The 12,455-nt window shown below is 46.9% G+C and carries 8 protein-coding genes; 4 read left to right on the top strand and 4 right to left on the bottom strand.

Annotated elements, in window-relative coordinates:
* The first annotated feature begins 175 nt into the window (after window positions 1-175).
* The 4 genes from AC0YNV_RS05645 to AC0YNV_RS05630 are packed head-to-tail and all read left to right on the top strand — an operon-like array spanning window position 176 to window position 5,056.
* Window positions 176-1,672 (top strand): spore germination protein, encoded by a 1,497-nt coding sequence (locus tag AC0YNV_RS05645; protein ID WP_475766540.1) that lies wholly within the window; start codon window positions 176-178, stop codon window positions 1,670-1,672.
* Window positions 1,669-2,823, top strand: a complete 1,155-nt coding sequence (locus AC0YNV_RS05640; RefSeq protein ID WP_475766538.1) for a Ger(x)C family spore germination protein — start codon at window positions 1,669-1,671, stop codon at window positions 2,821-2,823. Before AC0YNV_RS05645 ends, AC0YNV_RS05640 begins: the two co-directional genes overlap by 4 nt.
* A 38-nt stretch (window positions 2,824-2,861) precedes the next feature.
* Complete coding sequence (locus AC0YNV_RS05635; RefSeq protein ID WP_475766536.1) at window positions 2,862-3,962, top strand: GerAB/ArcD/ProY family transporter; 1,101 nt, start codon at window positions 2,862-2,864, stop codon at window positions 3,960-3,962.
* The gene (locus AC0YNV_RS05630) at window positions 3,959-5,056 is read left to right on the top strand and encodes a GerAB/ArcD/ProY family transporter (RefSeq protein WP_475766534.1); all 1,098 of its coding nucleotides are present in this window, start codon (window positions 3,959-3,961) and stop codon (window positions 5,054-5,056) included. Before AC0YNV_RS05635 ends, AC0YNV_RS05630 begins: the two co-directional genes overlap by 4 nt.
* Window positions 5,057-5,106: 50 nt before the next feature.
* Here AC0YNV_RS05630 and AC0YNV_RS05625 read toward each other — a convergent pair whose 3' ends face one another.
* The 4 genes from AC0YNV_RS05625 to AC0YNV_RS05610 all read right to left on the bottom strand — a co-directional run bounded on the left by AC0YNV_RS05625 (window position 5,107) and on the right by AC0YNV_RS05610 (window position 12,451).
* Window positions 5,107-7,722 (bottom strand): HAD family hydrolase, encoded by a 2,616-nt coding sequence (locus tag AC0YNV_RS05625; protein WP_475766532.1) that lies wholly within the window; start codon window positions 7,720-7,722, stop codon window positions 5,107-5,109.
* A gap of 23 nt (window positions 7,723-7,745) precedes the next feature.
* A complete protein-coding gene (gene murA, locus AC0YNV_RS05620) occupies window positions 7,746-9,041 on the bottom strand; it encodes a UDP-N-acetylglucosamine 1-carboxyvinyltransferase (protein WP_475766530.1) in 1,296 nt (431 codons plus the stop codon).
* 208 nt (window positions 9,042-9,249) lie between these two features.
* Complete coding sequence (locus tag AC0YNV_RS05615; RefSeq protein WP_475766528.1) at window positions 9,250-10,986, bottom strand: ABC transporter ATP-binding protein; 1,737 nt, start codon at window positions 10,984-10,986, stop codon at window positions 9,250-9,252.
* Window positions 10,987-11,602: 616 nt separating this feature from the next.
* On the bottom strand, window positions 11,603-12,451 hold the full coding sequence (locus AC0YNV_RS05610; protein ID WP_475766527.1) for a phosphoenolpyruvate hydrolase family protein: 849 nt from the start codon (window positions 12,449-12,451) through the stop codon (window positions 11,603-11,605).
* Window positions 12,452-12,455: the final 4 nt, after the last annotated feature.

Genomic DNA, 12,455 nt, shown 5'->3' with positions numbered 1-12,455 from the left:
TGTGAAGCTGTTCACCTGTATGCTTCAATTATTTTTATTTGAGCTGAATAGGAAGCTTGGTGGAATGGAGAATCCGAGGTAAATAAAGTATGGTTTTCATGAATTGGGGGATAGTATCTAGAAACACGCATCACGAAAGCGGGTAAAAACATGAGATGGTCGGGAGAGTCAGCTTATGAATAACAAACACAAAACCCATAACAACCGATCCTTCGAAGATTCCGGTTTAAATCTAAGTAACAATCTATTGGAAAATGAGCAGATTTTCAGAAATATATTTCTGAATTGTTCGGATATTTGTTTCCGCGAAATTACGATTCACGGCCAAACCAGACTTTTATTGATCTATGTAAACGGTATGGTCGATGAAAATATGATTAGCTCAAACTTTCTCAGACCGTTAATGTACAACGGGCTGCCTCAAGGTCTTGGGACAATCGATAGCATCGCCCAAATGTGTGAGCAGGAGCTCTCTTCTTTTGTCAATACCGAGAAGCTTTCCAGCTTTGGAAAAATCTCTGAACACATTTTAAAGGGATGCGTTGCTATATTAACCGATGCAGAGAATACTGCCCTTCTGGCCGATGTCTCACAGTTTGATACCCGGGGCATAAATGCGCCTTCTGACGAGGAAACCCTTCGAGGATCCAGAGAAAGTTTTACGGAGCTCCTGCGGACGAATCTTACGCTCGTGCGCAGAATATTAGCAACACCAAAGCTGAAAATGGAATCCTTAAAAATCGGAGAACTTACGCAGACCGATGTAGTTGTTGCTTATATTGAAGGAACGGTTTCGGTGTCCGTACTGAATGAAGTTCGTAACCGAATACATAAAATCGAAATCGATGGAATACTTGAATCGGGGTATATCGAAGAAGCGATTGAAGATACTTCTTTTTCCCCTTTCCCCCAAATACTGACCAGTGAACGCCCTGACGTTGTTGCTGCCGGATTAATGGAAGGAAAAGTCGCTATATTTACGAATGGAACCCCATTCACTCTAATCGTTCCAATGACGTTCTGGGATGGACTTCAGGCGCCTGACGATTATTATGAACGTTTTTTGTTTGTATCATTGAATCGTTGGATTCGCTATATATTTGCTCTTATTTCCGTCTTTTTGCCATCAATCTTTATTGCGTTAACCAACTTTCACCCCGAGATGGTCCCTCCAAAGCTGATGATGAGCATTGCAGCGCTGCGAGAACGGGCTCCGTTCCCGACAGTGATTGAAGTCTTTATAATGGAGTTTATGTTTGAAGGCTTAAGGGAAGCGGGAATTCGCCTGCCCAAACAGATAGGTCCGCTCGTAAGCATTGTTGGGGCATTGGTCATTGGGGAAGCGGCTGTCCGTGCCGGCATCATTTCCGCGCCTATTGTCATTGTCGTATCGGCTGCAGGAATTTCATCGTTTGTGATTCCACGGTATCGATTTGGTTTTCCCCTGCGGATGCTGCGATTCCCGTTATTAATCCTCTCCGGATTATTTGGATTGTTCGGTACAGCGATCGGGATCATTGCGATTTTAATTCACCTGATTCAACTAAGTCCTTTCGGAATTCCTTATCTGACCCCGACAGCTCCGCTTATCTTCAACCGTCTTAAGGACGTGTTTATGCGATGGCCCCGAAGGAGTAGTTCACAACCTAAAAGTGAGGCGGATCAGCCATGATGCGGATAGGTAAACTTTGTTTCGTATTGCTTCTTACTTTGTTAAGCGCAACCGGTTGCTGGAACCTCAAGGAACCGGATCAGATCTCATTCATAGTGGGTGCCGGGGTAGATTTTACAAAAAACGGTCAATTTGAATTAAGTTCCCAAATCGCAATACCAGCTGGTATTGGCGGTGGGCAAGATAGCGGCGGTGGCAATACGAAAAAAAGCTTCCGTGTGGTCAGCGCTACTGGAAAGAACATTATGGATGCGGGACAGAACATGCAGGCACAGCTGTCGCGAAGCCTGTTTTACGGTCATCGCCAGACCATCCTCGTCGGACAACGAATGGCTGAGCATGGAGTAAGCAACTTCATCGACATGTTCGTTCGTAATCCTGAGTCGGAAATGCGCTCCATGATCGTTGTTGTGAAAAACGGTCAAGCGAAAGACATTCTTTCTATTGAGCCGATTTTTGATCCGTTTAATGGTACAACGTTCGAGCGCAAACAAATCTCAATACATTTGAGACCCTATTATTACCGGCATTTTCTGGCGGATGTTCTGAGTCAAGGAACGCAACCCCTGTTGCCGGCTGTTAGCGTAACTAACTCAAATCAGTATATTTATAGTGGATCTGCCATCCTGAACAAAGATAACGGTTTGAAATTGGCGGGGTTTCTGAATGCTAAAGAAGCTGGATTGGCCAATTGGATCACGAACAGACAAACCGGTTTTATTCTCACTTCTTCCTTCGACCAGGGAGATGGAAACATCAGCTTAAGCATGCAATCATTAAAGCGGCGTATCCGCGTGAAAATAATCGGTAAACGAATACAAATTGACGTCCGCCTCACTGGAAATGGAACGATTGTCGAAAACAATTCAACATTGGATCCATCCAAAAAAAAGGATCTCCGTCTCATAGAAAATGAATTCACTCAATCGACGCAGAAATCGGTACAACTGCTGGTTGAGCAGGTCCAGAAGAAGTACAAAACAGATATTTTCGGGTTTGGTGAAAGTATGCACCGACAACACCCTCGTCAGTGGAAAACTATGAAGCAATCCTGGAAAGATACCTTTCCCCAACTTGATGTTTCCGTTCAGGTAAAGCTTAAAATCAAGGATCCGGGACAAACCAGTTCATCTATGAAGGGATTGCTCTAATCCTGGTTGGATATGTTTTAGTCAAGGGGGTGAAGCTTATGAAGCTGTCAGGATCGCAAATTATCTGGATTATTGCAACGACTGAAATCGTCGCGATGATCGGTTTAAGAATTTCGCCTGCGATCGAAATATCGAAACAAGATGCTTGGCTTTCGATGCTGGTTGGGGGAGTCATAAGCGTAGCCTTAACCTTTCTTGTTGTTCATCTGAGCCTTCTCCACCCCAATCAAACATTGTTCCAATTTAGCCAAGCTCTGTTGGGCAAATGGTTGGGGAAATTGATTGTCCTTCCGTATCTCATTGCCTGGTGGGTGGTGTCCGCTTTTTTACTGCGTTCATTTGCAGACTTTATACATCTTCTTTTTCTTGACGTAACACCTTTGTGGATAATCATGCTGCTCTTAATCGTTTTAATGACGTATTTAACCTATTCCTCTGGCATTAAGGGAATCGGCCGATTTTGTGAAATCATGGGACCCATTACGATTTTTACGCTGATTGTCAGTTTCCTTTTGAATGCAACCAACGTGGAATGGAATCATTTACTGCCTTTCTACTCTGATTCTGGGTGGGTGAACATATTAAAGGGATCGCTTGCCCCTGCTTATTGGTTCCCGGGTCCGTTCATCTTATTGGTTATCGTCTCTTTTATGAAGAACTCTCAAAAAGCGCTTTCAAGAACCTTGATAGGCGTTGGTATAACCGTTTTCATGGTTTTTACTGCCACGCTTATGGTATTGTTGGTTTTTGGACCAAATTTGTCGGCCAAAATGAGATTTTCTTACTTTTTGTTTGTTAGAGCCATTGATATCCTGGATTTCATACAAAGCCTCGATGTATTCGTCATTTTTATTTTCATTTTCGGAGTATCTGCCCAATTATCATTATATTTTTTTGTAGTCAATTATGAAATGTCACAATGGTTTAATGGGACAAATTGGCGGAAAATCATTTGGTTCTCCGCGCCAGCGTTTTTTATTCTGGCCATTTTGATTCCGGACGAGGCGGCAATTACATCATTCGACATCTATTGGTCATCTGTTGTCTTCCCCGCTTGCGGTATCGGAATCCCTATCTTATTATGGATTATTTCGGTCATCAAACAGAAATCGGTGAAGGGGTGTGGTGGAGACGTATGAAGCTTATGAAGCTGTCAGGATCGCAAATTTTTTGGATCGTAGCAACGGTTGAAGTCGTTATTGCGGTCATGCTGCGAATTTCGCCTTCGATCGAAGTATCGAATCAAGATGCATGGCTTTCGATATTGGTCGCTGGCGTTTTAGGCGTAGGCTTAACCTTTCTTTTCGTACATCTGAGCCTTCTCCATCCCAATCAAACTCTGACCGAATTCAGTCAAGCTCTGCTGGGCAAATGGTTCGGGCGACTTGTCGTTCTTCCGTATTTCATTACCTGGTACTTGCTGTCTGCTGATGTACTGCGTTTATTCACAGATTTTATTCATCTCACGCTTCTCGATACTACACCCGTGTGGCTGATTATGACATTCATGATCATTTTAATGACATATTTGACTTATTCCGGGGGCATTACGGGAATCGGCCGATTTTGTGAAATAGCTGGCCCCATCACGTTTTTAACGTTAATTCTCAGCTTTTTTTTAAACGTGGGCAATGTGGAATGGAATCATGTATTCCCTGTCTATTCCGATTCCGGATGGAAAAACATAATAAAAGGATCGTTTGCTCCTGCTTCTTTTTTCACAGAATCGCTCATGTTAATGGTTATCCTTGCTTTTACGCATAACCCCAAAAAAGCATTTTCTCATTCCATTCTGGGCGTAACCATTACCGCACTTATGGTTTTTATCTCTACAATCATGGTGCTGTTGGTTTTTGGACCGAATGTAGCAGCCAAACTAAGGTTTCCATATTTCATGCTTGTAAGATCCATCAATATTTTAGACTTCGTCCAAAATGTCGATTTATTCGTCATTTTTATCTGGATTTTCGGAGTATTTGTGAAGTTATCCTTATATTTGTTTATCACCAGCTATGAAATTGCCCACTGGTTCAATGTGAAGGATTGGCGCAAATTCATTTGGTTTGGCGCGCCGGCGATTTTTATTACTGCTGTTGTTTTATTCCCGAATGAAACGAAAGTGACATTCTTCCAAAAGTACTGGGAGTTCGGGGTAATCCCTGTTTGCGGTATTGCGATTCCCCTCTTGTTATGGATCATAACGGTCATCAAAAGAAAATCAGTGAAAATATAACTGCTGCTGCGCCGGCTGTGTTTCCCCGTTTCATCGCATAGAGTACCCGATTATCGGGTACCCTCCTCCTCAGCCGCTGCGAAGGCGAATGGAAACAATTCCAGATCGAACCATCCATTCTCGACTGCTGGGACAGGCAGGTCCTGAAGCTGCGGGAACCATTCACCGCCCCTGTCCGCCAACTGCATGCCGCGTTCATCAAGCACCCTGAAACAGGCTGGTTGAAACATCGGCGCCCGTACCCGAATGCGCTTTATCTCGTCTGTATAGTTGGCGAACAGCATGGTGATACCGCCATCGCCGCGGCGAATGGCCAACGCATCACAGCTTAACCGGTCCTCCACCCGGCAGACAAGCAATTCCGCACTCTCGAGCGGGGCTAAAGCCGCCAGGACATGATATAGCGGATAGGGCGCCGTTCCTCCGCCTTCAGGCATAACTCCCAGCGGGCCTGTCGTTTCAAAATAGCATGCTCGCTCGGCTCTGGCCTCCGCCAGGCTGCGCAAGCTGCCCAGCGTCCAGCACGCTCCGAACAAGGACTGCTGCCGCGGGTCCGAATGGCTCGAGCGATCCTGCGAGCGGCGCACCGCTTCCTCGCTTGCCGCATCCGGATTCAAGCGCGGCTTGAACGTGATTGGTCCGATGCTGAGCGGCAAAACGCCGATGATTGCACGGGCGCTTCGCACAGTATCAGCCTGTGCGGACACCGTCTCCGCCATCGACGATAAGTCGAAAGCATGGACCTGCGGATTGATTGTGTACATCGCCGCTTCCATCCGGTCGACCGGCAGCTCCGCCCGGTTAAACTCGGCGAAATATCCCCGTGTGCCGCCCCCTATGCGGAAGGTCAGCTTAGCCTCGTCCCTGAGCGTAATCAACGTGGATATGATGTCCCGATTGCTTACATATTCAGAAGAGGAAAAGGCGAATAAGGCCTCAAGGTGAATCTGATTTTCGGCAATCGACCGAATTAGCGCTTTCAATTGTCCGTTATCCTCGCATCCAACCGTTTCCAGCTCCAGTCCGATGCCTAATGTTCTGGCGGCTTCCGCAGCCAGGCCAAGCTCCCGCTCCCAGCCCGGGACGTTTAGCCGAATCGTCGCCCGCAGGAAGGATAGCCGCAGTGCCCGCAGCGCTTCCGCCTCATCCGGCTTGATCATATGCCCGGGCGTTACCGCCAGGCCAATTTGCGGGATGCGGCCGGCAGAGCGGTCTTCAAGCTCCATTTGAAGCGGTTTGTTCACTTCTGAAGAAACGGACTCCGGATGCCCGGCGGGTGTCCCCTCACCAATCAGCCGTAGCGTTACGGTCTGCCGGACCTGCTGTCCCTGCCGCATATTGACCGGATAAGGCAGCCGGAGCGGCGTACAGTATGTTTTGTAGGAAGCATCTGTCCAATTGCGCTGGTCTTCCATTTCGAACAGCTCGCCGCCAAATCGCAGCTCCGCCATCAAACCCGGTTGAATCTCGTGGCGGATGCCCGTCATTTCCTTGAACGGCTGATGAGGCGAAATACGGTCCGGGAACCTCCCAGCCATTGTACCGGCAGCCGTCTCAACTTCCGCCTGGGCGCCTGCCAGCTCAGCAGGATGCAGAACGCAGAACCCGATGCGGTTTTTCTGAAAGGACGAGCGGGCCGCACCGTCGAATGTGAATGAGATCGTACCGTCCCTTGACCCTTTAATCAAACCATCCCACACGAAATCAATGTCATCCTGCCGGTGTTCGGCGACAAACCGGACCTCGAACGAGTCTGATCCTTCCGACACCTCGAATCCTCGGAAGACCGGCTTGATCGTACCCCAGTTCCGGTCCCGCACGGCGGCATAAATGCCTCTCACGACTTCCTGACTGCCATAGCGGATGTATCTTAATCCTCCGTCTTCAAGAACAGCGGTCAGTGGTCCTGCCCGGAGCAGGCGCCGCTGCGGCAGCGGTTCGGTTGAACCGTAACGGATCGTCCGGACAATCTGTTCATTTTCCGCTATTCTGACGCCACTTTGGTCAAATGCCCGGATAAGGTCCGGGACTTCCGATAAGTCGCTGATTATCCCGTCAACATCCTGCGGTGTCTCCCATTGGGAATCCTTCTTCCATATTCCCTTCATCCCGGCATTTCGCGCGGCTTGCACATCATTAACCGGATGATCGCCGATGTAGACGCTTTCCCCTGCTTCTACGCCAAGCTTCTTTAGCGCCCTCAAGAAAATCTCCGGATCCGGCTTTCTAATCCCTTCCCACCCTGAAATAAGAATAACTTCAAAGTAAGGGTGAATTCCGATGGCTTGAATATTTCTGGATTGAAAATCTCCAACAGCATTGGTGATTAAGCCTAATTTATAATTTTCCCTTTTTAGACGGTCCAGCATTTCAATCAGATTGGGATAAGGAATACAGCTTTTATGAAACTCTGATATGTAATCTTCCAACAACTCTTCCCATGTCATACCTGCGATGCCGAATTCATCAATTAAACGTTGATAGACTTTGTCTTTCCAGACATATCCTCTTTCATCCAGTTCTATAAATCGAGATACATAAGTGTCCATGGGGATATGAGATAAACCATGAAGCCGCAAATGCTGCGCTGCTGCGAATTTCCTGACCGACGCGTCTCTGTCTAACAAAGTGAGATCCAAATCGAAAAGCACAGCTTTGATCAACATCCATCACCCTTTTATCGGATATTTCATTTCTCTGCAACATGCAGCATCTCCATACCGTCATCACTGGAATCCATTTCTTCAATTCTGGCTCCCAATGAGCGAAATTCCTGAACTATGTTTTCATATCCCCGTTCAAAATGGTGGATACCGGTGATGCTGGTTTTTCCCTCTGCGGCTAAACCGGCTAACAGAAGACAAATACCGGCTCTGATGTCGGTGGCATGCACCAAATTGCCCCGCAAAGGAGCGCCGCCTTTAATAAAGGCGGTTCCCGAACGCAGCTCGATATCCGCCCCCATTCTCCTTAATTGATAAACATGGTTGAACCGGTTCGGATATATCTTATCGCTGACGATGCTTCTTCCCGGCGCCTGGGTAAGCAGAGCGGTCAGCGGCTGCTGAAGGTCTGTGGCGAAACCGGGGTACATGGAGGTCCGGACCCGTGTTGCTTTTAAAGCTCCCGCAGATGAGGCCGTGATCGCATTGCCATGGATTTCGATATCCACTCCGATTTCCTTTAATTTCGCCAAGCATGAGCCCAGATGCTCCGGTATCACATCTTCGACTGTAATTATCCCGCCTGTCACACCTGCAGAGATCAGAAAGGCTCCCGCGATTAACCGGTCCGGAATAGCCGTATAGGTACAGCCCCGAAGAGACCGGACCCCTTCAATACGAATCGTATCGGTCCCGGCACCGCTGATTTTAGCGCCCATATGGTTCAATAAATTTGCGGTATCGACAACCTCCGGATCCTTGGCTGCATTTCGCAGCGCCGTTTGGCCCTTTGCGCGTACGGCTGCCAGCATAGCATTGATGGTTGCCCCCGAAGTAATCACATCAAAATAAATATTCGAGCCTGTTAATTCCCTGGCTTCCACTTCATAATATTCCTTGTGAAATGTAAATTTGGCGCCTAATGCTTTTAAGGCTTTAATATGCTGATCGATGGGACGTTTTACAAAATCATCCCCGCCAGGGTACCCCAGGATGACCTTTCCACATTTGGCAAGCAGGGCCCCGACAAAATAATAGGACGTTCGAAACCGGGATGCTTTGTCCGGATCAATTGAAGCAGACCGGACCCCGCTTGGATCGATATACACCTCGCCTGAAAACTCGCGTACGATTCGGATTCCGATATCTTCGGCAATTTCGCAAATTACTTTAAAATCTGCAATTTCCGGTATGCCTGCCAACCTCACAGGCTCGTCCGACATGCAGGAAGCAGCCAATAAGGCTAATGAGCTGTTTTTTGAGCCGGGAATTTTCACAGTTCCATTCAAGCCTGAAGTTCGTTCCACCTGAATCCATTTCATGATTGCAACCTTCTTTCTTTTGTCTGACTGATGGCGATAGCCCATTCGTATGCCAGTGCTGCAGCTAATTTGTTTTCTTCAAATAATTAAACAAAAAGATAGCTGTCGAGACTTTCTCGACAGCCTGAAAGACAACTCTAGCGCATGAATATTTTATTATTTACAAATAACTGGTAAACATCAATGACATCTGTTAAGATTTCGCGTCTTATATTTTTAATTGCAGATTGTATAAATTCGCATAGGTGCCATCCAATTTAATCAACTCTTCATGCGTCCCCTGCTCGTCAATCCCGCTATCCGTTAGTACAATAATCCGCTGTGCATTTCGGACCGTGGACAAACGATGGGCAATGACAAGCGTGGTCCGGTTGTCCGTTAACTTTTCCAATGATTCCTGAACGGCCTTTTCACTTTCATTATCCAGAGCGCTTGTCGCTTCGTCAAAAATGATAACAGGCGGATTCTTCAAGAAAACGCGTGCAATGCTCAGGCGCTGCTTCTGCCCTCCGGATAACTTTACGCCGCGCTGACCAATATCGGAATTATACCCGTCCGGCAGCTCCATGATAAAATCATGGGCGTTCGCCTTTTTGGCCGCTTCCATGATTTCTTCCTCGCTTGCATCCATTTTGCCATAGCGGATGTTGTCGGAGATGGTGCCGGCAAACAAATACACATCCTGCTGGACTATGCCTATGTTCCTTCTTAACGAGCGTAAGCTGATATCACTGATATTCTTGCCGTCAAGAAGGATCTCCCCTGTGGTTATTTCGTAGAAACGGGGAATCAACGAACATAAGGTTGTTTTGCCGACGCCAGAAGCCCCTACGAATGCAACATATTCACCGGCTTTTATATCCAGTGATATGTCCTTCAGAACATAGCCATAGTTCTCGTTATACTTGAAGCTGACCTGTTTAAATTCCACATTTCCCTGAGCATGCGCAAGCTCAATGGCGTCCGCCGAGTCCTGGATATCCGGCTCGATCTCCAGCATTTCCATAAACCGGTCAAATGCCGTAATTCCCTCCTGATAGAGCCTGGCGAAATTAACCAATCTCTGAATGGGCTCGATGAGGATCCCGATACATAATATAAATGTCAGCAAATCGGCCAAATCCAAAGAAGAATGAAGCATGCCGGCTCCGCCAAATACGATGACGGCAATGGTAATCAGCTGCGTGAACGCAATCAAACCCGCAGAAAAGTACGCCTCGCTTTTATAGCCTTCTTTTCTGCTTTGCACAAAACGGTTGTTCTCGTAGGCGAATTTCCGCTCTTCCACCGGCTCGTTCGTAAATGATTTGACGACTCTGATGCCTGAAAGAGTATCCTCGACCTGCGCGTTGATATCGCCGATTCTATCCTTGCTTTTTCTTAACGCAATGTTCATTCTCTTATTAAAATAAAAGGAATAAACGGCCATGACCGGCAAGAAGAGAAAGACAATTAAGGTCAGCTTGACGTCAATATTGATCAGGATGATGAAGGCACCGACAAATTTCAACATGGAAATGACGATATCTTCAGGACCATGATGATACAATTCAGAAAGCGAAAAGGAATCATTGGTGATCCGGGTCATCAGCTGTCCTGTTTTTTGTTCATCATAAAAGCGGTTCGATAGTTTCTGATAATGTTCAAATAATTCACTGCGCATATCGCGTTCCATCATAGCGCCCATCGTATGTCCCTGATAATCCACAAACATATTGCAGATGGTATGAATGGCAACCAATACGAGCATAACAGCACCCATTACATAAAGCTGCTGGTGCGCATTGGCCATATTTCCGTCCAATATATTTTTAGTGACATATCTTATGCATAATGGGAGCACCAGAGTAACGGCCGATATCATAAACGCACATGCCATATCTGCATAAAATAATCCTAAATAGGGTTTGTAATAAGATAAAAATTTCTTGATTCTGGAATTCAAATTATGTTCTCCTCCATTATTTTGGAGGGTTAAACATGAGTCACCCTCCGGATTATAGTCATGTTTATAGTTGCGTTGAATGTATTTTTCATTTTAAACACCCTTCCTGTCATCTTTTATTATATCGCAGTAAAACTGCGGCATAAGCGTAAGCCTATACTCCATATCCTACCACAGATTCTGAATATTAGCGTATGATTTGAATCATTCTTTTATGATGTCACCTGACGTTTAAGAATATATGTATTTTGGCTTTCTTTAACCGCAAGCTCCCATCCCTGATCTCCAAGAATATTTAAAACTCGTATAAAGGATATATCGTTGAATTTTGGAAGGTGATCCCTCTCGTCCAGAAAGTATTTGACACCATAAATATCAACCTTCTTCTTTAAGACCGTATATTCAAACTGCATGCTGATCACCTTTTTATTCCCGTATACTTGATGGATAAATGCTTTTGTTCACACTTATCATAGTGCAGCATGCAACCTTCGTTCAATAGAAAAAGAATCATAGCAGCATGATAATTATCAAAACGTTTTCAGCAGCAGCCTGCAAAACCAAAAATCCCGTACCTGAACCTCTCCGGAGGCAGATACGGGATGCCTATTTTCTTTTATAACTCCTGCGCAGCCTCCCGTATACCCTGCTTCTTGAACCTCCTCACCTGCTCCGTAATGGCAATTTCCGTTGGCAGCCGCTCTACGCTGGATGCTCCGAAGAAGCCTGCGATGCCATGCGTGCGCGCCAGCACATAGTCGACATCCTCCGGCTCGGAGATCGGCCCACCGTGACAAATGACGAGAAGCCCGGGATTCACGCTTTTGCCCGCATCATGAATGCGTTGGATAAGCTCCGCCGACTCATCGAGCGTGAGCGCGGTCTTGGCTCCGATGCTCCCTTTTGTTGTCAGACCGACATGCGCAACCAGGACATCCGCACCCGCTTGTGCCATGGCCACGGCATCCTCTTCGTTGAACACATAAGGAGTCGTCAATAAATCCAGCTCATGCGCTTGGCGGATCATCTCGACTTCCAAAGCATACCCCATCCCGGTTTCCTCCAGATTTTGTCTGAACACACCATCAATCAGTCCCACGGTGGGGAAATTCTGCACCCCCGAGAAGCCCTGCTCCTTTAACTGCTTCAGATAGACATCCATCAGCCGGAACGGGTCCGTACCGCACACTCCCGCCAGCACCGGCGTATCCTTGACAATGGGAAGCACCTCCCCGCCCATCTCAACCACAATCTGATTGGCGTCTCCGTATGGCATTAATCCGGCCAGAGAACCCCGGCCTGCCATCCTGTACCGGCCCGAATTATAGATGATGATCATATCGGCGCCGCCTGCTTCCGCACACTTGGCAGACAGGCCGGTTCCGGCTCCGGCGCCTACGATGAAGCGGCCCTGCTCCAGTTGGGAACGCAGCCGTCCTACTATTTCCTGTCTCGCTATAGCCATTATT

This window comes from Paenibacillus sp. JT31N11, assembly GCF_056269285.1.
This window is presented reverse-complemented; position numbering and strand designations above follow the sequence as displayed.